Source organism: Streptomyces sp. M92 (genome assembly GCF_028473745.1).
Lineage (GTDB): Bacteria > Actinomycetota > Actinomycetes > Streptomycetales > Streptomycetaceae > Streptomyces.
Genome location: NZ_CP101137.1, coordinates 6,550,731 through 6,569,896 on the forward strand (window position 1 = coordinate 6,550,731; position 19,166 = coordinate 6,569,896).

The 19,166-nt window shown below is 72.2% G+C and carries 19 protein-coding genes and 1 pseudogene; 12 read left to right on the forward strand and 8 right to left on the reverse strand.

Features of this window, described 5'->3' with window-relative positions; translation table 11 throughout:
• Nucleotides 1–66: 66 nt before the first annotated feature.
• Together M6G08_RS29965 and M6G08_RS29970 are read left to right on the forward strand one after the other, a co-directional pair.
• On the forward strand, nucleotides 67–537 hold the full coding sequence (locus M6G08_RS29965; RefSeq protein ID WP_272590242.1) for a DUF5709 domain-containing protein: 471 nt from the start codon (nucleotides 67–69) through the stop codon (nucleotides 535–537).
• Nucleotides 538–597: 60 nt separating this feature from the next.
• On the forward strand, nucleotides 598–870 hold the full coding sequence (locus M6G08_RS29970) for a type B 50S ribosomal protein L31 (RefSeq protein ID WP_272590243.1): 273 nt from the start codon (nucleotides 598–600) through the stop codon (nucleotides 868–870).
• A gap of 50 nt (nucleotides 871–920) precedes the next feature.
• Here the strand turns inward: M6G08_RS29970 and M6G08_RS29975 are convergent, their stop codons facing one another.
• Nucleotides 921–1,715: a metal-dependent hydrolase gene (locus M6G08_RS29975; protein ID WP_272590244.1), complete on the reverse strand. Its 795-nt coding sequence runs from the start codon at nucleotides 1,713–1,715 to the stop codon at nucleotides 921–923.
• Nucleotides 1,716–1,860: 145 nt separating this feature from the next.
• Here M6G08_RS29975 and M6G08_RS29980 point away from each other — a divergent pair, with 145 nt between their 5' ends.
• Nucleotides 1,861–4,374 (forward strand): DEAD/DEAH box helicase, encoded by a 2,514-nt coding sequence (locus M6G08_RS29980; protein WP_272590245.1) that lies wholly within the window; start codon nucleotides 1,861–1,863, stop codon nucleotides 4,372–4,374.
• 19 nt (nucleotides 4,375–4,393) lie between these two features.
• Nucleotides 4,394–5,263, forward strand: coding sequence for an acyl-CoA thioesterase (locus M6G08_RS29985; protein WP_272590246.1), 870 nt, complete (start codon nucleotides 4,394–4,396; stop codon nucleotides 5,261–5,263).
• 8 nt (nucleotides 5,264–5,271) lie between these two features.
• Here the strand turns inward: M6G08_RS29985 and M6G08_RS29990 are convergent, their stop codons facing one another.
• Both M6G08_RS29990 and M6G08_RS29995 read right to left on the reverse strand, forming a co-directional pair.
• Nucleotides 5,272–6,222 (reverse strand): DUF6397 family protein, encoded by a 951-nt coding sequence (locus M6G08_RS29990; protein ID WP_272590247.1) that lies wholly within the window; start codon nucleotides 6,220–6,222, stop codon nucleotides 5,272–5,274.
• A 139-nt stretch (nucleotides 6,223–6,361) separates the two neighbouring features.
• Nucleotides 6,362–6,775, reverse strand: a complete 414-nt coding sequence (locus tag M6G08_RS29995) for a roadblock/LC7 domain-containing protein (RefSeq protein WP_272590248.1) — start codon at nucleotides 6,773–6,775, stop codon at nucleotides 6,362–6,364.
• Between the two features lie 107 nt (nucleotides 6,776–6,882).
• Between M6G08_RS29995 and M6G08_RS30000 the strand changes: the two genes are divergently transcribed.
• Complete coding sequence (locus M6G08_RS30000; RefSeq protein ID WP_272590249.1) at nucleotides 6,883–7,311, forward strand: PPOX class F420-dependent oxidoreductase; 429 nt, start codon at nucleotides 6,883–6,885, stop codon at nucleotides 7,309–7,311.
• A 37-nt stretch (nucleotides 7,312–7,348) separates the two neighbouring features.
• Here the strand turns inward: M6G08_RS30000 and M6G08_RS30005 are convergent, their stop codons facing one another.
• Nucleotides 7,349–7,909, reverse strand: coding sequence for a GTP-binding protein (locus M6G08_RS30005; RefSeq protein WP_272591477.1), 561 nt, complete (start codon nucleotides 7,907–7,909; stop codon nucleotides 7,349–7,351).
• Nucleotides 7,910–8,078: 169 nt separating this feature from the next.
• Nucleotides 8,079–8,216, reverse strand: a pseudogene (locus M6G08_RS36160) (MHYT domain-containing protein); the annotation flags it as partial.
• Between the two features lie 151 nt (nucleotides 8,217–8,367).
• Between M6G08_RS36160 and M6G08_RS30015 the strand changes: the two are divergent.
• Nucleotides 8,368–8,967, forward strand: coding sequence for a class I SAM-dependent methyltransferase (locus tag M6G08_RS30015; RefSeq protein ID WP_272590250.1), 600 nt, complete (start codon nucleotides 8,368–8,370; stop codon nucleotides 8,965–8,967).
• A gap of 4 nt (nucleotides 8,968–8,971) precedes the next feature.
• On the opposite strand, the gene M6G08_RS30020 is transcribed toward M6G08_RS30015, so the two are convergent.
• The gene (locus tag M6G08_RS30020; RefSeq protein ID WP_272590251.1) at nucleotides 8,972–9,727 is read right to left on the reverse strand and encodes an alpha/beta fold hydrolase; all 756 of its coding nucleotides are present in this window, start codon (nucleotides 9,725–9,727) and stop codon (nucleotides 8,972–8,974) included.
• A gap of 123 nt (nucleotides 9,728–9,850) precedes the next feature.
• On the opposite strand from M6G08_RS30020, the gene M6G08_RS30025 reads away from it, so the two are divergent.
• Nucleotides 9,851–10,375, forward strand: a complete 525-nt coding sequence (locus M6G08_RS30025; RefSeq protein ID WP_272591478.1) for a PadR family transcriptional regulator — start codon at nucleotides 9,851–9,853, stop codon at nucleotides 10,373–10,375.
• On the opposite strand, the gene M6G08_RS30030 is transcribed toward M6G08_RS30025, so the two are convergent.
• Nucleotides 10,361–11,287, reverse strand: a complete 927-nt coding sequence (locus M6G08_RS30030) for an oxygenase MpaB family protein (RefSeq protein WP_272590252.1) — start codon at nucleotides 11,285–11,287, stop codon at nucleotides 10,361–10,363. The two genes, M6G08_RS30025 and M6G08_RS30030, sit on opposite strands and share 15 nt — an antisense overlap.
• A gap of 66 nt (nucleotides 11,288–11,353) precedes the next feature.
• Here M6G08_RS30030 and M6G08_RS30035 point away from each other — a divergent pair, with 66 nt between their 5' ends.
• The 3 genes from M6G08_RS30035 (at nucleotide 11,354) to M6G08_RS30045 (ending at nucleotide 14,316) form a co-directional block, all read left to right on the forward strand.
• Nucleotides 11,354–11,650, forward strand: coding sequence for a hypothetical protein (locus M6G08_RS30035; RefSeq protein ID WP_272590253.1), 297 nt, complete (start codon nucleotides 11,354–11,356; stop codon nucleotides 11,648–11,650).
• 139 nt (nucleotides 11,651–11,789) lie between these two features.
• Nucleotides 11,790–12,743: a hypothetical protein gene (locus M6G08_RS30040; RefSeq protein ID WP_272590254.1), complete on the forward strand. Its 954-nt coding sequence runs from the start codon at nucleotides 11,790–11,792 to the stop codon at nucleotides 12,741–12,743.
• 181 nt (nucleotides 12,744–12,924) lie between these two features.
• Nucleotides 12,925–14,316: a tannase/feruloyl esterase family alpha/beta hydrolase gene (locus M6G08_RS30045; RefSeq protein WP_272590255.1), complete on the forward strand. Its 1,392-nt coding sequence runs from the start codon at nucleotides 12,925–12,927 to the stop codon at nucleotides 14,314–14,316.
• A gap of 4 nt (nucleotides 14,317–14,320) precedes the next feature.
• On the opposite strand, the gene M6G08_RS30050 is transcribed toward M6G08_RS30045, so the two are convergent.
• A complete protein-coding gene (locus M6G08_RS30050; RefSeq protein WP_073731279.1) occupies nucleotides 14,321–14,503 on the reverse strand; it encodes a tail-anchor membrane protein in 183 nt (60 codons plus the stop codon).
• 220 nt (nucleotides 14,504–14,723) lie between these two features.
• Here M6G08_RS30050 and M6G08_RS30055 point away from each other — a divergent pair, with 220 nt between their 5' ends.
• Both M6G08_RS30055 and M6G08_RS30060 read left to right on the forward strand, forming a co-directional pair.
• Nucleotides 14,724–17,642 carry an SCO1167/SCO6262 family helicase gene (locus M6G08_RS30055; RefSeq protein WP_443049026.1) on the forward strand — a complete coding sequence of 973 codons (2,919 nt, stop codon included), beginning with the start codon at nucleotides 14,724–14,726 and terminating at the stop codon, nucleotides 17,640–17,642.
• The gene (locus tag M6G08_RS30060; protein ID WP_272590256.1) at nucleotides 17,639–18,907 is read left to right on the forward strand and encodes an SWF or SNF family helicase; all 1,269 of its coding nucleotides are present in this window, start codon (nucleotides 17,639–17,641) and stop codon (nucleotides 18,905–18,907) included. The genes M6G08_RS30055 and M6G08_RS30060 overlap by 4 nt, the downstream gene beginning before the upstream one ends.
• Nucleotides 18,908–19,166: the final 259 nt, after the last annotated feature.

Genomic DNA, 19,166 nt, shown 5'->3' on the forward strand with positions numbered 1-19,166 from the left:
CGTGCAGCGGCGGCCCGCCGCGGACCACGGCGAGAAGGGCTTCGGCCCCACCCCCTGGAGGTGCCTGTGAACAGCGTCGGTGGATGGGGTGACGACGTCTACCAGCCCGACGGGTCCGAGCAGCACGAGGACACCGGGCTGCTCGACGGCGAGGACACCCTTGAGTACGACGGGGTGGACGATCCCCTCGATCGTGGCTGGTCCCCGCCCGAACGCCCCTGGGCGGTGGAGCACACCGGAGTGACGGCCGCCGAACGCCACCGGGGCGAAACACTGGAGCAGCGGCTCTCCGAGGAGCGGCCGGACGTGCTCCCGCCGGACGGTGACGGACTGGGCGATTCCGACGGCACCGACGGGGAACTGCTCGACAACGAGGTCGGCGGGGATCGTTCCGGCCGGCTCGTGGCACCCGACGAGGGGACGCACGAGGACGAGGAGCCGGCGCTGGTCGCCACGGACGTGGGCATCGACGGTGCCGCCGCCTCCGCCGAGGAGGCCGCGATGCACGTCGTCGACGAGGACTCCCTGCCCGGCTGACGTCACCCGCGACGGTGTGCCGCCGTCGCGTCCATCATCCGCGCCGCACCAGGAGCAGCCATGCAGCAGGACAAGCACCCCGAGTACCGGCCGGTCGTCTTCCGTGACCGCAGCGCCGGATACGCCTTCCTCACCCGCTCCACCGCCACCAGCGACCAGACCATCGCATGGGACGACGGCGAGACGTACCCGGTGGTGGACGTGGAGATCTCCTCCGAGAGCCATCCCTTCTACACGGGCAAGGCCCGGACGGTGGACTCGGAGGGGCGTGTCGCACGCTTCGAGCGACGCTACGGCGGGGACGAGGGGCAGGGCGTCGGCGGGACAGGCTGAGCAGTCCCGACGACTCGGTCCGCGCCCCGGTGGCCGGGGCCGCGTGCCGCTCAGATGAAGTTGAGCGCCGCCGCGCCGCCCACTCCGCCGAGCAGCATGAACGCCGGCATCAGCACCTTCAGCTCGACCCAGCTGCCGGCCCGGAACCGCATGGCCTTCGGCGGGCCGATGGGGTACCAGCGCTTGCGCCCCACGGGTATCGGCCAGAGTATGGGACAGCCCGAGACGGTCAGCGCGTCCCCGATGTCGTGCACCAGGGCGCCGAGCACGATCGGCAGCCCCAGCCACAGGTACTCCTGGCCGGGTGCGGCGAACAGCCAGTCCGAGCCACCGTCCGGCTTGTCCAGTATCCCGGCGAGGATCCACGCGCTGGTCCCCGCCAGCAGCCAGACCAGCACGTCGCTGCTGGAACCGCGGGTCGCCCGCCAGAGCAGGCCCTCGATGGCGAGCACCATGTGCACGAAGAGGATGGCCAGCACGGCCCAGCGGCCGCCCGTGATGGCGAGCACCGAGGTACCCCCACCGATCAGGACCGCCCACACCCAGGTGTGGGTCAGCGTGCGGTGCCCGCCGGAGCGGCGTGGGTCGCCCTGCATCTTCGTGGCCTTGTAGACGGCGTAGGACAGCTTGTCGACGATCTCGCACAGTCCTCGTGAGACCGGCCCGAAGGCCCGGGAGATGGTGGCCGCCTTGTGGTCGAGATCCGGGGCGAGCGCCGCTCCGGCACAGATCAGCGCTCCGGCGAGCAGGACCGGCCAGGGCATCGGGTGTCCCGCCGCGGCGGTCGCCGCTCCGACGCCGAGCCACGCCGCGGCGCCCGACAGTGAGTGTGCTGGTCCCATCATCGCCGTTGCCCGCCCCATTCCTCGTGTGCCGCTGTGCAGTTGTCCCGGTGCGCCGAAGGCCCGTCGGCGACCCAGCGTAGCGTTCGTGATCTTCACGCGGACAGCCGATTCCCCCATCTCGGCCGAGGCCAGGCAAGATGGGGGCGTGACCCTCATCGATCAGCTGCCGCGGACCGCCGACCCCGATGCCCTGTACGAAGCCTTCGAGGCGTGGTCCCAGGAACGCGGTCTCACGCTCTACCCCCATCAGGAGGAGGCGCTGATCGAGGTGGTCTCCGGCGCGAACGTGATCGTGTCGACGCCCACCGGATCCGGCAAGAGCATGATCGCCGCGGGCGCCCACTTCGCCGCCCTGGCCCGCGACGAGGTGACCTTCTACACCGCGCCGATCAAGGCGCTGGTGTCGGAGAAGTTCTTCGAGCTGTGCAAGGTCTTCGGCACCGAGAACGTCGGCATGCTGACCGGCGACGCCTCCGTGAACGCCGACGCGCCGGTCATCTGCTGCACCGCCGAGGTCCTGGCGTCGATCGCGCTGCGCGACGGCAAGCACGCGGACATCGGCCAGGTCGTGATGGACGAGTTCCACTTCTACGCGGAACCCGACCGCGGCTGGGCCTGGCAGATTCCCTTGCTGGAGCTTCCGCAGGCCCAGTTCGTCCTGATGTCGGCCACCCTCGGCGACGTCTCCTTCTTCGAGCAGGACCTCGCGCGCCGCACCGGCCGTCCCACGGCGGTGGTCCGATCGGCCACCCGGCCCGTGCCGCTGTCCTACGAGTACCGCTACACGCCGCTCACCGAGACGCTCACCGACCTGCTGGAGGCCCGGCAGGCGCCCGTCTACATCGTGCACTTCACGCAGGCGCAGGCCGTGGAACGGGCGCAGGCGCTGATGAGCATCAACATGTGCTCGCGCGAGGAGAAGGAGCGGATCGCCGAGCTGATCGGCAACTTCCGCTTCACCACCAAGTTCGGCCGCAACCTCTCCCGTTACGTCCGGCACGGCATCGGTGTCCACCACGCCGGCATGCTGCCCAAGTACCGGCGGCTGGTGGAGAAGCTCGCCCAGGCCGGTCTGCTGAAGGTGATCTGCGGTACGGACACGCTCGGCGTGGGCGTCAACGTGCCCATCCGCACGGTCCTGTTCACGGCCCTGACCAAGTACGACGGCACCCGGGTGCGCACGCTGCGGGCCCGCGAGTTCCACCAGATCGCCGGCCGGGCCGGGCGGGCGGGCTTCGACACCGAGGGCTTCGTCGTCGCCCAGGCGCCCGAGCACGTCGTCGAGAACGAGAAGGCGCTCGCCAAGGCCGGTGACGACCCGAAGAAGCGCCGGAAGGTCGTCCGCAAGAAGGCGCCCGAGGGCTTCGTCGCCTGGTCGGAGAACACGTTCGAAAAGCTCATCGCTTCCGAGCCCGAGCCGCTGACCTCCCGGTTCCGGGTGACGCACACCATGCTGCTGTCCGTGATCGCCAGGCCCGGCAACGCCTTCGCGGCCATGCGGCACCTGCTGGAGGACAACCACGAGCCGCGCAAGCAGCAGCTGCGGCACATCCGCCGGGCGATCGCCATCTACCGGTCGCTGCTGGACGGCGGCATCGTCGAGAAGCTCGACGCTCCGGACGCCGAGGGACGCATCGTGCGACTCACGGTGGACCTGCAGCAGGACTTCGCCCTGAACCAGCCGCTGTCCACCTTCGCACTGGCCGCGTTCGAACTGCTGGACCCGGAGTCGCCGTCGTACGCGCTGGACATGGTCTCCGTCGTGGAGTCCACGCTGGACGACCCGCGGCAGATCCTCGCCGCCCAGCAGAACAAGGCGCGCGGCGAGGCCGTGGCCGCGATGAAGGCCGACGGCGTCGAGTACGAGGAGCGCATGGAGCGCCTCCAGGACATCACGTACCCGAAGCCGCTGGAGGAACTGCTCTTCCACGCCTACGACACCTACCGCAGGAGCCACCCCTGGGTCGGTGACCACCCGTTGTCGCCGAAGTCGGTCATCCGGGACATGTACGAGCGGGCACTGACCTTCACGGAGCTGGTCTCCCACTACGAACTCGCCCGCACCGAGGGCATCGTGCTGCGCTACCTCGCGAGCGCCTTCAAGGCCCTCGACCACACGGTCCCCGACGACCTGAAGTCCGAGGACCTGCAGGACCTGATCGAGTGGCTCGGCGAGATGGTGCGCCAGGTCGACTCCAGCCTGCTGGACGAGTGGGAGCAGCTGGCCAACCCGGCGGAGATGACCGCCGAGGAGGCGCAGGAGAAGGCCGACCAGGTGCGGCCGGTCACCGCCAACGCGCGCGCCTTCCGCGTCCTGGTCCGCAACGCCATGTTCCGCCGGGTCGAGCTCGCCGCCCTCGACCAGGTCGAGGAACTCGGCGAGATGGACGGCGAGGCCGGCTGGAACGCCGACGCGTGGGGCGAGGCCATGGACGCGTACTGGGACGAGTACGACGACCTGGGCACCGGTCCCGACGCACGCGGCCCCAAGCTGCTGATCATCGAGGAGGAGCCGCAGCACGGCCTGTGGCGCGTGCGGCAGATCTTCGACGACCCGAACGACGACCATGACTGGGGCATCAGCGCCGAGGTCGACCTCACGGCCTCCGACGCGGAGGGCCGGGCGGTCGTCCGCGTCACCGATGTCGGCCAGCTGTGAGCACAGGAGAATCCCACCCATGACGAATCCGGCCGAGAGCCTCGTCGCCCTGCTCGACCTGGAGCAGATCGAGGTCAACATCTTCCGCGGCCGCAGTCCCGAGGAGTCGCTGCAGCGGGTCTTCGGCGGCCAGGTGGCCGGCCAGGCGCTGGTCGCCGCGGGCCGCACCACGGAGGGCGACCGCCCGGTGCACTCGCTGCACGCGTACTTCCTGCGCCCGGGACGCCCGGGCGTGCCGATCGTGTACCAGGTCGAACGGGACCGGGACGGGCGGTCGTTCACGACCCGCCGGGTCACCGCGGTGCAGCAGGGCCGCACGATCTTCACGCTCACCGCCTCCTTTCACAAGCCTGAGCAGGGGAGTTTCGAGCACCAGCTGCCGCCGGCCCGCAAGGTCCCGGACCCCGAATCCCTGCCGAAGGTCGCCGACGAGGTGCGGGAGCACCTGGGCGCACTGCCCGAGCAGTTCGAGCGGATGGCCCGCCGCCAGCCCTTCGACATCCGCTACGTGGACCGGCTGCGCTGGAGCGCCCAGGACGTCGAGGACGCCGAGCCCCGCAGCGCGGTGTGGATGCGCGCGGTCGGGCCGCTCGGTGACGACCCGCTCGTGCACACCTGCGCCCTGACCTACGCCAGCGACATGACCCTGCTGGACGCGGTACGCATTCCGGTGGAACCGCTGTGGGGCCCGCGGGGCTTCGACATGGCGTCGCTGGACCACGCCATGTGGTTCCACCGGCCGTTCCGCGCGGACGAGTGGTTCCTGTACGACCAGGAGTCACCGATCGCGACCGGCGGCCGGGGGCTGGCACGGGGGCGGATCTACGACAGGGAGGGACGGATGCTGGTGTCCGTCGTCCAGGAAGGGCTGTTCCGGGCCTTGAAGTAGGGCGCCGGTCAGAGGTCTTTGCGCCACAGCCGACCGAGCAGGCCGCGGAACCGTCCGGCCTGCTCCGCCTCGTGCCGTGGCGCTTCCCGGCCGGGCGGGGACGGCATGGGGGAAGAGGCCGGGCGCGGCGCGGGAAGGTACCGCCGTGCCGCCTCCAGCTCACCCGCCAGATTGGTGCGCAGCCAGTCGATCTCGTCGGGGTCGGCCGCGGTCATGATCTCTTCGGCGAGCGCGGCGGCCGGGGAGCCGGGCGATCCGGGGGCCGGCGGCACTCGGCGCAACTGGCTGAGCCGCGAACGCTCGTAGGGGTCCCGGACGGCCTGCGACACCTCGACCGGGTCCAGCAGCGACGCGACCGCCGCGGCCCGGGCCCACGGGTCGCCGGCCTGGCGGAGGAGGAAACCCAGGTACCGTCCCCGCCAGTTGCGGGGGCGCAGATCCAGGCCGTCCGTCAGTTGGTCGCGCAGGCCCTCGGGCGTACGGCCCTTCACCAGTGCGGCGTGCTGCTCGTCTTGCGCGAACTGCCGCAGCTCGTCGGCCAGATACAGCCAGACGACGGCACGGTACCGGTTGACGTAGAAGCGCACGGGCACCAGGAGGCCCAGACGTGCGAGGCGGGTGAAGCGGGCCCTGGTCACTGCCATGAGGGCCGCGCCCTCCGTGGTTCCGACGGTCCGGACGCGCTCCCGCAGAGCCTGCGGGAAACCCTCCGTCGCACGGATCCGCTCGATCTCCTCGCGGGCGACACGGCGGCCGCCGCCCCCGTCGTCGCCGTCGCCGTCGCCGTCGCAGGCACCGGGTACGGTGCGGATACGGCCGAGGTGCACGGCCAGGTCGAACTCACTGCGCTTGAGGCAGAGTTCCCTCGCGGCGTGGCCGGGCGCGAGGGTGGTCTCGCGGGTCGGGCCGACACGTCGGCCGGTGGTCGTGGGCTGGTGCGTGAGAGTGCTGCCGGACATGGTCGTCTCCCCCGTGGAGTGTGCGGCAGGGCGCCGGTCCGCGCCCGTCTGACACAGAACGGTAGCCGCTGCCGCGATCTCCGCGGCAAGCCTGTGGAAAACTCCGCAGCCGACCTCGCGAGAGGACGAATTGCCCAGGTCAGAGCTCTGTCGGTGATATTCGTCCAGGCTGTCGCGCATCGACGTCGAGATGCTCGCCCACCCGGTTCACGAGCAGCGTCATCTCGTAGGCGATCTGCCCGATGTCGGCCTCCGCCCCGCTGAGCACGCACAGGCAACTGCCCGTGCCCGCCGCGGTGACGAACAGGACGGCGTCGTCGAACTCGATCATCGTCTGCCGCACCTGCCCCGCGCCGAAGTGGCGCCCCGACCCCTTGGCCAGACTGTGCAGTCCGGACGAGACGGCGGCCAGGTGCTCGGCGTCCTCCCGCCGCAGTCCCGTACTGGCCCCGGTCACCAGCCCGTCGTTGGACAGGACCAACGCGTGCCGGACGTCTTCGACGCGCTCGGTCAGGTCGTCCAGCAGCCAGCCGAGTCCCTGAATCTGCGCCATGATCCGATCTCCCCGTGTCGTCCCCGTGTGCGTGTGTCTCCCCCGTACCGGAGGATCTGCCCGCCAGCCTTCACCAAGGCCGTGCTCCGGGCAAGGAGGATGTGGGCATGGCACAGAAGATGACCGACGAGGAATGGCGGGCGTTCGTCTCGGACGGCACCCGCACCGGCAAGCTCTCGACCGTCCGTGCGGACGGCGGCCCGCACGTGGCACCCGTCTGGTTCCTGCTCGACGGGGACGACGTGGTGTTCAACACCGGCAAGGACACCGTGAAGGGACGCAATCTGGTCCGTGACGGCCGGGTCGCCCTTTGCGTGGACGACGACCGGCCCCCTTTCGACTTCGTCGTGCTGCAGGGCCGCGCGCGGATCTCGGAGGACCTCGGCGAACTCCGGCACTGGGCCGCCCGCATCGGGGCCCGGTACATGGGCGAGGAACGCGCGGAGGAGTTCGGGACCCGCAACGGTGTTCCGGGCGAGCTCCTCGTCCGCGTCACCGTCGACAAGGTCCTGGCCCAGAAGGCCGTGGCGGACTGAGAGTCCGACGGAGTGCGCATGGGAGGGCTGGACCACCTCAGCGCACGGAGTCGAGCAGCCGGGCGGTGTGCATCCGCCCGGCGTACTCGACGAGCCGGATCAGCACCTCCTTCCCCGAGTCGCGGCCCCTTGCGTCGCACAGCACCACGGGCGTTCCCCGGTCCAGGTCGAGGGCGCGCAGGACGTCGTGTGTCTCGTGGCGGCGCGCCCCCGTGAAGCAGTTGACGGCCACCACGAACGGGATGTGCCGGTGCTCGAAGTAGTCCACGGCGGGAAAGCAGTCCGCCAGGCGCCGCGTGTCCGCGAGGACCACGGCACCGAGGGCTCCCTGGGACAGTTCGTCCCACAGGAACCAGAAGCGGTCCTGTCCCGGTGTGCCGAAGAGGTACAGGGACAGCCCGGACCGGACGGTGGTGCGCCCGAAGTCCATGGCGACGGTGGTGGTGACCTTGCGGTCGAGGCCGTCGGTGTCGTCCACCAACCGGCCCGCCTCGCTGAGTTGTTCCTCCGTGCGCAGCGGCCTGATCTCGCTGACCGCGCCCACCAGGGTCGTCTTGCCCACGCCGAACCCTCCGGCGACCAGGATCTTCAACGCCAGCGCGGTCGTGTCGCCGTCAGTGGCGTCGGGTTGCTGGCGTCCTGGATGCCGCTCAACGCCCCGCCCACGCGGAAGGCCGCCGAAATCGTCGTCGTGTACTGGCTGTAGGCGTCCGCCCAGTCCGCGCTGCGGTCGAGGACGGCGGTGCGCAGCGGTCCGAGCCGTTCGGCCAGTTGCGGCGCGTACGGCCGGTGGCGGCGAGGGCGCGCACGGTGCAGCGCAGTCCGAGGGCGGCGCCGGTACAGGCCATCGCGTACGGCAGCACGGGGGTCAGCCAGCCCAGGGCGGCGTGGTCCAGGTGTCCCATGACCCCGGGACGCTAGCCCCGGAGAGGCGTACAACGGGGGCGCGTTTCGAAAGGTGTTGCTATCTGACACAGAGGAGCGCTGGAACGATCGCGTCACACTCGAACGTGTGCACCCCGGCATCGTCCGTGCGGTTGGGGGATCATGCGGAGCATGAGCGACGACCACACACACGTCCAGGAGTTCTTCGGCGTCCGCGCCGCCGACTGGGACAGCCGGTTCCCCAACGACGGCCCCGCCTACGCGGCCGCGGTCGCGGAGCTGGGGCTGCGCGAGGGGGCCAGCGTGCTCGACGCGGGCTGCGGCACCGGACGCGCTCTGCCGCCGTTGCGCACGGCCGTGGGCCCCTCGGGCCTGGTCGTCGGGGCCGATCTGACGCCCGCCATGCTCCAGGCCGCCGTGCGGGCCGGGCGGGACCGCGTCGGACGGTTGCTGCTGACCGACGTCGCCGCGCTGCCCCTGCGGTCGCGGTCGCTCGACGCCGTGTTCGCCGCGGGACTCATCGCGCACTTGCCCGATCCCGCCGGAAACCTGAGGGAGCTGGCGCGCGTCGTGCGTCCCGGTGGTGTGCTGGCGCTGTTCCACCCGATCGGGCGGGCGGCGCTGGCGGCCCGGCAGGGACGGCGGATCACCCCGGACGATCTGCGCGCAGAGCCCAGGCTCCGGCCGTTGCTGGCCGGTTCCGGCTGGCGCATGACGTCGTACGTGGACGAGGACGCCCGTTTCCTGGCCCTGGCCGTGCGGGAGGACTGACCGCTCAGCCTCCCTGCGCGACCACCGCCGCGAACTCGTCGGGCCGGTCGAGCATGACGTTGTGCCCGGCGCCGGGGACGGTCACCACGCGCACTCCCGCGGCCTCCAGCTCCGCCCGGCCCTCCAGTTCGCCGCTGAGACCGCCCTGCACGTACACGCGGTCCATGGGAAGCCCTTCGAGAAGGGTGCGCATCACGGGCTCCGACCCCCGGCGCAGTCCGACCGCCGAGCGGTGCAGGGCACGCGCGTCGGTCAGCCGCAGCGTCGCCGCCCACGGGGGACCGACGTCCTCCAGCACGCGCGCGTGACCGACGTCGACGAAATCGTCCTCCTCGTAGGCGGCGATGCGGCTGCTGCCCGCGTCCGGCGGCGGGCAGGCGTCGAGGTTGGCCTCCGTGAGGACCAGCCGGGAGACCAGCTCGGGCCGCCGGTGGGCGAGCACGATGGCCACGGCGCCGCCCATGCTGTGCGCGACCAGCTCGGCGCCGGTCAGTTCCGCCGCGTCCAGCGCGGCGGCCAGCGCGTCGGCGTGGTCCTCGAGCGTGTAGCCGAAGCGTTCGGGCCGGTCGCTGATTCCGTGGCCCGGCAGGTCGACGAAGAGGCTGCGGCGGCCCGTGAGTCCGGGGCGGGCCGCGACGTGCGCGTGGTAGACGGACGAGACCGAACCGAGCCCGTGCACGTACACCCTCGCCGGTTCCGCGCCCGGTACCTCCGTCCAGCGGATGCGGCTGCCCCGACCGTCGAACCGGGCCTCCCTCATTGCGTCCTCCTTCTGGATCACGCACTCTCACACGACCGCAAGGAGGATACATCGTCACCGATGTACAGACTTGGCGCAGTACACAGAGTCAGAGGTACAACGCCCATGGGCGAGAATGCGGGCATGCTGGAGCTCGCCATCCTCGGATTCCTCTACGACGCCCCGCTGCACGGCTACGAACTGCGCAAGCGCATCACCGCTCTGACCGGGCACGTGCGCCCCGTCGCCGAGAGCACGCTGTATCCCGCGATCAAGCGCCTGGAGAAGGCGGGCTTCCTCGCGCGGGCCACGCGGCCCGGCGCCGTGGCGGCACCGCGTCACGTCCTGACCCTCACCGACGAGGGGCGGCGGGAGTTGCGCCGCCGGCTGGCGGAGCCCGCGCGGCGCGACATCACCGACGAGAACCGCTGGTTCACGGTGCTCGCCTTCCTCCGGCACCTCGACGACTCTGCCGCCCAGGCCGCTGTACTGCGCCGGCGGCTGGCCTTCCTCGAGGAACCCGCCAGCTTCTTCTACGACGGTGACCGCCCGATGCGCGCCGAGGAGCTGGACGACCCGTTCCGGCGCGGCGTTGTGACCATCGCGCGCGCCACCTCCCGCGCGGAACTCAGCTGGCTGCGGGAGACGATCGGCTCACTCGGCGGCTGACGTGTCGATGTGCCGGACCGGGCAGCCCCGGACGCCCGGAACGGGGCGGGTGCCCAGCTCCGCCAGCCGGTAGCCGTTCGGGTAACCTTTGATCTCCCGGTTCTGGCGGGCGTGGTGCGGGGCGCGCCTCGGCGGCATCAGCCGGACCGTCCGCCCGCGCAGCCGCACCGCGCGGCGCACGATCGCGCGGACGGCCGGGCTCGGCGCGGGGTAGCGGAAGGCGCGCAGGAGGGGCTCGTCGAGCAGGGCCAGGGTCCCGGCGCGCAGGAGCGGGGCGAGGGCGCCCGGGTACCAGGAGGCCATGAGATCGAGTGTGGCGTCGGAGACGCGGCGCCCGCCCTCGTCCCAGGCGAAGTGGGCCTCCTCATAGGCGTCGAGGCAGCTTTCGAACTCCTCGTACGAGCCGGGGATTCCCTTGATGCCCATGTACCGGCCCAGCGTGCCGTAATGGACCGCCGAGGCGACGGTCTCGTGGCGCGACATCCTGCGCCATCCATAGCTGTCGATCCAGCGCTTGGGGATCACGACGAACGTGCACAGGACGTAGCGCATGTCGTCGTTGGAGATGTCGTAGCTGCGGTGCATCTGGTTGACGCGCCGGACGGACGTACGGCCCTGTTCGCTGCCGAAGCCGTGCTCGACGATGGCGTCGAGCAGCAGCGCGGTGTCGTCGTACCGCTTCTGCGGCCGGCCGGTGAACTCGGCCGTCTCGGCCAGCAGCCGGCCGATGCTCGGGACGGCGTAGGTGCGGTACAGCGCCAGTTCCAGGGCGCGGGCGAAGTCCCAGGGGAATTCGTAGGCCGAGGACAGCCGGTAGATCTCCGAGGCGTCCTCGTACGGGTCCATCCGCCGGATCTGCTCCAGGCGCTCGAAACGCTTCACCGTGGCCTTCCCCTTCTGCCGTCGAGACATCAACTCTACGTTGAGTAGCGGTAGATGCACGATCCGCCAGGAAATCGGCAGGGGAGGGTGATCCGTTTGTCCGGAAGGATCCGCGAGGCCTGGAGCAGATCTCGCGCCGCTCGGCGCACGGTGGGCAAGGCGGAAGGGGAGCCGCGCTCGCACAACCTGTTCGAGGCTGCCGCCGCCTACGTCTCGGCGTGCGCGGAGGACGACCAGGAGAGGATCGACGAGGCGACGGGCTGGGTGTCGCCGGAGGCACTGTCGTTCGGCGTGAACGAGCTGGCGTGCCGGGCCGTGATCGCGCTCGCGCGGGAGCGCGACGAGTCGCCCCGGGATGTGGCCCGGGCGCTGCTGGGACTGCCCGCGACCTGACGGGCGAGCGCGGGCGGAGTGGTCGATTCGCCCCCGTCCAGCCGGAAAACTGCAGCTCGGGTGCGTCTGGGAGTCGTGACAAGGGCTTCCCGGTCGCACTAGGGTGCGCGCCATTGGACGAACCGATGGGGAGGCTGGGATGGCCGGGACGGACGAGAACGCCGTCGCCGCCGCGGAGGATGCGCTCTACGTGCTCACGGCGGTGCTGCTGACGCCGGCGAAGTTCCCGAGCGTGCTGGGCGACGACTACGTGGAGGCGTGCGCGGCGCTCGGACTCCCTCCGCTGGCCGACGGCTACGGCCTGGTGCTCGGCCAGGACGGTGACGGCGCCCGGTGGACGGTCGTCGTCGACGACGTCTCGCTGGTCGCCGTCGCCGTGGCGTCCTGGGACTGCGGCATGGAGTACGACCTGTCACCGGACGAGCGTACGGTCGTCGCCGCGCTGCCCGGCTGGCCCCTCTCGGTTGCCGTGGCCGCCCCCGGTGTTCCCACACCGCACGATCCCGTCCCCGAGTCCGCCGACCAGCCCGCCCTGTCGCCGCCGGACACCAGTGTCTGGGGCCCCGCGCAACGGCGTATGGGGGCCGACGAGATCGCGGCGCAGTGGGCGCAGTGGCGGGAGCAGATCGACGACGCCGACTTTCAGGCGCCCGCCGGGAGCGCCGGTTCCGTGGACGGCAGTCCGGAAGACGGGCCGGAGTCAGGAGGGGACACCGGCGGCGGCGAGGCGGAGCCCGCCTCCGGTGACGGCGCCGAAGCCGCGGGCCGGGACGGTGTCACCGGCCGGGCCGGGGACACGGACGGCACCGGAACCGGGCGCTTCGGGCACAGCGGCGTGCGGCGCGCCCTCGCCCAGGCCCGCGCCTACATCGACACGCCGCCGCCACTGGGCCGGGTTCGGTCGTCGTTCGCGTCAGGGGACGCGCGGACGCTGCGGGCCGACGGTCCGGGCTGGTCGCTGGTCGCCAGGACCGACGACATCGCCTTCGTCCTGCTCGACGAGGAGCCCGGCGAGGTCCTGCCCGTGGGCAGGGGCCCCTCGTTGCCCGGGCTCCTGGAAGCCCTCGACAGGATGGCCGTACGGCCGAGCTGACCGGGGGCGGCAGACCGGGACGCGCGGCGGCGACAGTCGGGACGGCCTGCGTCCCCGACCGTCCTCGGCCCCCATGTCCGGCTCTCTTCACATGTGGCTCCGACACATGGAAGACGCCGGAGACGGCCTGCACGATGGGGCAGCTCCGAGCTCCACTCCCCCGTCGTGCCTGGAGGTCCCGATGCGCAGGCTCCGTGGTGTTCCGTTCCTCGCCGCCGTTCTCACGGCGGTCTCGCTCACCGGGCCGGCGCCCGCCGCCGCGGCGGCCGACGGCGGCGGGCACTGCGCCCGCCAGGAGCGCGTGCGGGTGCCGGGAGCTGCCCTGCAGCGCACCGCCTGCCTCGACGATCTGACGACCACCGGCCTCGCGGGCACCCGGTACACCGACTTGGCCGACCAGGCCGGGCTGACCGCCGGCGGCACCAGAACGCCGTCCAAAGTCGCCGGTCTCCAGATCGACGGGTACTTCCCGGACCCCTCCCGCTTCAACACCACGCACGGCTGGCGGCACGACTCGCAGTTCGTGATCCGGCTGCCGGACCGCTGGAACGGCGGTCTCGTGGTGACGGGGGCGCCGGGCACGCGCAAGCAGTACGCCACGGACAAGGCGATCTCCGACGGGGTCCTGGCCCAGGGGTACGCGTACGCCGCGACCGACAAGGGCAACAGCGGAACGGACTTCTACCGGGACGGCGCCCGGCCCGGGGACGCGGTCGCGGAGTGGAACGCCCGGACCACGCAGCTGACCCGGGCCGCCCGCCGGGTGGCCTCCCAGCGCTACGGTCACGCGCCGCGACGCACCTACGTCGTAGGTATCTCCAACGGCGGCTACCTCACCCGGTGGCAGTTGGAGAACCACCCGGAGCTGTACGACGGCGGCGTGGACTGGGAGGGCGCGCTGTGGACCGCGGACGGCCCGAGTCTGCTCACATCCCTGCCGGTCACGGTCGCCCGGGCATTCGGCGCGGCACGGGACGAGGAGTTGTACGCGGCGGGTTTCGCACGTGGCTCCGAGTTCCTGTGGCCGTACCACGAGAAGGCCTACTGGGGTCTGACTCAGAAGATCTACCGCGCCGAGTTCGACCCGGCCTACGATCCCCGCTGTCCGGGCCCCACCGCCGGGTCGACGCCGCAGGAGATCCTGGCGCCGTGCCCCTCGGACGCGGCCTACGACTACGCACGACGCCCTGCCTCCGTCCACCGGGCGGTGGCCCGGGTGGCACTGACCGGACACATCGGCAAGCCGCTGATCACCCTGCACGGTGATCTGGACGCCCTGTTGCCCAAGGCCGCCGACTCGGACGTGTACACGCGCATGGTCGACGCGAGCGGGCGGGGCGGGCTGCACCGCTACTACACGATCACGGGCGGAACACATGTCGACGGGCTGTACGACGCGTACCCCGACCGTCTGCGGCCGATCCTGCCGTGCTTCCGCTCGGCGTTCGACGCGCTGACCGCCTGGGCGGCGCAGGGCACCGCACCGCCCGCGGACCACACGGTCGGCAGGCCCGCGGGCGGTGACGTGGTCAACTCCTGCGTCTTGGGCGGGACCGCCGCGACGCGGCGTTAGCGCCTCAGCGTCCGATCTCCTTGCGTGTGACGCGGCGCAGCCTGCGCCGCTGCGAGGGGTCCAGGGTGAGGTACGCGGCGGCCGGGACTCCCAGGACTATCAGCAGGGCGGCCCACCAGGGCAGCCAGATCAGCAGGATGAGCCCGACCGCAACACCCCCCGCTGCGACCTTGGCGTTCTTCGACATGGTGTCGCCTCCTTCGCGGCCACTGCCGCTCTCTGTTGTGAAAACGGGCCCGCGCTCGCGGCGGTTCCGTACCGCGCCCCTGAGACGTCCCTGAGACCGAGCCCTGACGCGTCCCCGAGAACACTTCGGCGGCTCTGCCCGGAGAACACCTTCTCACTTGAGTAGTGACCTAAAACACACAGTATCGACATCCTGAAGACACCGTCTGCCGCGAATGATGATGTATAATCGCCAATTGCATACCTGGCTAGTCAAATTTGAGGAATACGTCATCGCTGCGCAGACCGTTCTTCCGGCAACCCCCTCCGAGGTGTCCGAACTCGCCCACTGCTGTGCCGTCTTCCTGCCCGCTGATCCCGCCCGCGCCGGGCGGGTCGCCTTCTGGCGGACCGACGGCGAGAGCCCCGTGGGCCTCTCGTCGGGGTCGGTGGAGCACCTGGCGGTCGCCCTGCCCGACGGCGACGGAGTACGACCGGCGACGGTTCCCGCCCTGCTGCTGCCGGTGCGGGCGGCCCTGCCCGTCCTCACCCGCGCGCGTTCCGGCGCCGACGCCCACCGGGCGACCGTGTTCTGGGGCGCGGTGGCGCTCGAGGCCCTGCATCTCGTCGCGCGCGGGCTGTTGCTGCCCGGTCTGTCCGCGGGCGACCACGACGCCTGGCGCACGGGTCCGCTCGGCGCAGAGGAGACCGAGCGGGTGCGCCACCTGGCCGCCGCCATGCCGCCCGAGGCGCACGCCGTCCCGGTCGACGGGGCGGAGCCCCTGCTGCTGCCCGACCCGGAACGGCTGGTCCGCGACTTCCTGGACTCGGTCGCCGACACACTGCCCCGCTCCCCCGCCGCCGAGCTGGTGACGACCGGACCCGCGTACGCCGCGCGGGAACCGCGGCGGGAACCCGGGCTCCGCACGTGGACCGCCGATGTCGCCGCCGGCCACGACATGGGCGTACGGCTGTCGCTGCGTGTCGAGGTGCGCGGCCTCACGGACGCCGTGTCCCCGGACACCCGGCCGGCGTTCCGGGCCGTGCTCCAGGTGCACAGCGTGAGCGATCCCGCGCTCGTCAAGGACGCCGCCGAGGTGTGGGCGGGCACCGGGGCGGAGGCGTTCGGCACGCGCGCGCGGATGGACGCCCTGCTCGCGCTGCGCCGTGCGGCACGGGCCTGGTCCGCGCTGACGCCGTTGCTGTCGGCCGCCGTGCCGGACTCCGTGGAACTCGCCGACGAAGACGTCACCGAACTCCTCGGCCCGGGCTCCCGGGCGCTCGCCGGCGCGGGGGTCGACGTGCACTGGCCGCGCGAGCTGACGCGTGGCCTGACCACCCGCGCGGAGGTCGGTCCGGCCGACGACGGGCCGGCGCAGCGCACGGCCTCGTCGGACGCCGGCCCGTCCTTCCTGTCGGCCGACGCACTGCTCGCCTTCAACTGGTCGTTCAGCCTGGGCGACGAGCGGCTCACGCGCGCGGAGCTGGATGTGCTCGCCGAGGCCAACCGCCCTGTGGTGCGCCTGCGTGACCAGTGGGTGCTCGTCGATCCCGAGGAAGCCCGGCGGGCCCGCACACGACAGGACCGCAAGGTCACGCCCGTCGACGCGCTCGCCGCCGCTCTGACGGGCTCGACGGAGGTGGACGGCAGCCGTGTCGAGGTGCGTGCCACGGGATGGCTGGCGGCCCTGCGGGAGCGCCTGACCGATCCTGCGGCGCAGGACGCCGTCGCGCAGCCCGCCGGCCTGCACGCCACGCTGCGCGACTACCAGCGCCGGGGGCTGGACTGGCTGGTGCGCATGACGTCGTCGGGCCTGGGCTGCTGCCTCGCCGACGACATGGGGCTCGGCAAGACCATCACGCTGATCGCCCTCCACCTGCACCGGCAGACCGACGCGTCGGCCGCCGGACCCACTCTGGTGGTCTGCCCGACGTCCCTCATGGGCAACTGGCAGCGGGAGATCGAGCGGTTCGCGCCCGGCACGCCCGTCCGCCGCTTCCACGGCACGAAACGCGACCTGGAGGTTTTGACCGACGGCGAGTTCGTGCTCACCACCTACGGCACCATGCGCCTGGACACCGGACGGCTCTCGGCCGTGCCGTGGGGCCTGGTCGTGGCGGACGAGGCCCAGCACGTGAAGAACCCGTACTCGGAGACCGCGCGGCAGCTGCGTTCCATCGGCGCACGCGCGCGCGTGGCGCTCACCGGCACTCCGGTGGAGAACAACCTCTCGGAGCTGTGGGCCGTCCTCGACTGGGCCACCCCGGGACTGCTGGGCCGGCTCGGCACCTTCCGAAGGCACTACGCGCAGGCCGTCGAGGGCGGCCAGGACCCGGCGGCGGCGGAGCGGCTGGCGCGGCTCGTGCGGCCGTTCCTGCTGCGGCGCCGCAAGTCGGACCCGGGGATCGCCCCGGAGCTGCCGCCGAAGACCGAGACCGACCACCCCGTGTCCCTGACCACGGAACAGGCCGGTCTCTACGAAGCGGTGGTGCGCGAGGCGCTCGCGGAGATCGCCGGGGCGGACAGCATGGCGCGCCGCGGCATGATCGTGAAGCTCCTGACGGGACTCAAGCAGATCTGCAACCACCCGGCGCAGTTCCTGAAGGAGGAACGGCCGAGGATCACGGGCCGGTCGGGGAAGCTGGAGCTGCTGGACGAACTGCTCGGCACGATCCTCGCCGAGGGGGCGAGTGTGCTGGTCTTCACGCAGTACGTGCAGATGGCCCGGCTCCTCGAACAGCACCTGGCCGCCCGAGGCGTGGCCTCGCTGTTCCTGCACGGCGGTACGTCCGTCACGGCCCGGGAGTCGATGGTGCGCAGGTTCCAGGACGGCGAGGTGCCGGTGTTCCTGCTGTCCCTCAAGGCGGCGGGCACCGGACTGAACCTCACGCGCGCGGAGCACGTCGTGCACTACGACCGCTGGTGGAATCCGGCAGTGGAGGCGCAGGCCACCGACCGTGCCTACCGCATCGGCCAGACCCGCCCGGTGCAGGTGCACCGGCTGGTCGCCGAGGGGACCGTCGAGGACCGCATCGCGGCCCTGCTGCACCGCAAGCGGGAACTGGCCGACGCGGTGCTGGGAGCGGGCGAGGCGGCGCTCACGGAGCTGACGGACGCGGAACTGGCCGACCTGGTCGAGCTGCGAGGGGGCACGGGATGAACCGGTACGACGAGGACACCGAGCGGACGTTCGCCGCGCTGCCGCCCGCGCAGGGCCGTGGTTTCGCGCGGACCTGGTGGGGGCGGGCCTGGCTGAAGTCGCTGGAGGACGCGGCGATGGACACGGCGCAGGTGAAGACGGGCCGCCGGCTCGCGCGCGCGGGAGCGGTCGGGGCGGTGTCGGTGCGACCGGGGCGCATCACCGCCGTCGTCCAGGACCGGGACCGTACGGCCCACCGGGCGGACGTCCTGCTGGAGGAGCTGTCCGACACCCAGTGGGACCGTTTCGTCGACCTGGCGATCGAGCGGTCCGGGCATGTGGCGGCGTTGCTGGACCGCGACATGCCGCCGCACCTCGTGGAGGACGCCGCGACGGCCGGCATCGACCTCCTGCCGGGCATGGGCGACCTGGAGCCGGAGTGCGACTGCGGCGCCTGGGACCACTGCGGGCACACGGCGGCGCTGTGTTACCAGGTCGCCAGGCTTCTGGACCAGGACCCCTTCGTGCTGCTGCTGATGCGCGGCCGCGCGGAGAGCGCCGTACTCGACGCCCTCCAGTCGCACGGTGGAGCGCCCGCGGAGGACGGCGCCCGCCCTCCGGACGGCGTGGACGCGGCCGAGGCGTACGCGACGGGGCACGTGCTGCCTCCGCTGCCCGCTCCGCCCGCTGTCCCGGACGCCCCGGGTGTACCGCCGTCGCTGGACACCGGGACCGCGCCACCGCCCGGCGTCGACCCTGCCGCCCTGGGTTTCCTGGCCTCCCGGGCCGCGGCGGAGGCACACCGCCTGCTCGCCGCAGCCCTGCGCGGCGGGCACGAACGGCAGGCCGTGGGCACGGAACCCGACGTCTCCGAGGACGCCGTGCGCCTGGCCGCGGGCGACCCGGCACCGGATGTGTCGCGCCGCCTCGGCGAGGGCTCGGGCCGCACACCGGAGTCCTTGGATGCCGCCGTCCGCGCGTGGCGGCTCGGGGGCGGGGCGGCGCTGTACGTGCTGGAGCAGGAGTGGACGGTGGAGGGCGACACGCTCGCACGCGCGCGTGCGGCACTCGAGTCGGCCTGGGACGAGGACGAGCGGCCCGCGTTGCGGGCGCGGGGCAACCGCTGGACCGTCGTCGGCGCGCCGCACCAGCTACGCCTGGACCGCGAGGGCCGCTGGTGGCCGTACCGCAAGGAGCGCGGCCGCTGGGTCCCCGCGGGCGGCGCGGCCCACGACCCGGCGACGGCCCTGGCGTCGGCGGCACCGGCGGTCGGGGACGAACCCTGAGAACCGGTGCGGGCGGGCGCCCCTGACGCTGCTGCCGCGAACAGCCGGAGCGGGCGCCCATGAGGGCGCTGCCGCGAACAACCGGAGCGGGCGCCCATGAGGACGCTGCCGCGAACAACCGATGCCGGCCCGTGTCACTGCCGCCGCCAACGGCTGACTCCCCGCCGGCACCTGACGTGCCGACAGGTTCCGGCCCCCCGTCCGTCGACCGGACGGTGGGGCCGGAACCTTCGCGCAGGGGTGACTCCCCCGCTGGGCA

Excerpts from the sequence above, each read along its gene's own strand:
- M6G08_RS29970 (WP_272590243.1), top strand. The coding sequence starts at position 598 with ATGCAGCAGGACAAGCACCCCGAGTACCGGCCGGTCGTCTTCCGTGAC.
- M6G08_RS29975 (WP_272590244.1), bottom strand. The coding sequence starts at position 1,715 with ATGATGGGACCAGCACACTCACTGTCGGGCGCCGCGGCGTGGCTCGGC.
- M6G08_RS29985 (WP_272590246.1), top strand. The coding sequence starts at position 4,394 with ATGACGAATCCGGCCGAGAGCCTCGTCGCCCTGCTCGACCTGGAGCAG.
- M6G08_RS29990 (WP_272590247.1), bottom strand. The coding sequence starts at position 6,222 with ATGTCCGGCAGCACTCTCACGCACCAGCCCACGACCACCGGCCGACGT.
- M6G08_RS29995 (WP_272590248.1), bottom strand. The coding sequence starts at position 6,775 with ATGGCGCAGATTCAGGGACTCGGCTGGCTGCTGGACGACCTGACCGAG.
- M6G08_RS30000 (WP_272590249.1), top strand. The coding sequence starts at position 6,883 with ATGGCACAGAAGATGACCGACGAGGAATGGCGGGCGTTCGTCTCGGAC.
- M6G08_RS30015 (WP_272590250.1), top strand. The coding sequence starts at position 8,368 with ATGAGCGACGACCACACACACGTCCAGGAGTTCTTCGGCGTCCGCGCC.
- M6G08_RS30020 (WP_272590251.1), bottom strand. The coding sequence starts at position 9,727 with ATGAGGGAGGCCCGGTTCGACGGTCGGGGCAGCCGCATCCGCTGGACG.
- M6G08_RS30025 (WP_272591478.1), top strand. The coding sequence starts at position 9,851 with ATGCTGGAGCTCGCCATCCTCGGATTCCTCTACGACGCCCCGCTGCAC.
- M6G08_RS30030 (WP_272590252.1), bottom strand. The coding sequence starts at position 11,287 with ATGTCTCGACGGCAGAAGGGGAAGGCCACGGTGAAGCGTTTCGAGCGC.
- M6G08_RS30040 (WP_272590254.1), top strand. The coding sequence starts at position 11,790 with ATGGCCGGGACGGACGAGAACGCCGTCGCCGCCGCGGAGGATGCGCTC.
- M6G08_RS30045 (WP_272590255.1), top strand. The coding sequence starts at position 12,925 with ATGCGCAGGCTCCGTGGTGTTCCGTTCCTCGCCGCCGTTCTCACGGCG.
- M6G08_RS30050 (WP_073731279.1), bottom strand. The coding sequence starts at position 14,503 with ATGTCGAAGAACGCCAAGGTCGCAGCGGGGGGTGTTGCGGTCGGGCTC.
- M6G08_RS30055 (WP_443049026.1), top strand. The coding sequence starts at position 14,724 with ATGTATAATCGCCAATTGCATACCTGGCTAGTCAAATTTGAGGAATAC.
- M6G08_RS30060 (WP_272590256.1), top strand. The coding sequence starts at position 17,639 with ATGAACCGGTACGACGAGGACACCGAGCGGACGTTCGCCGCGCTGCCG.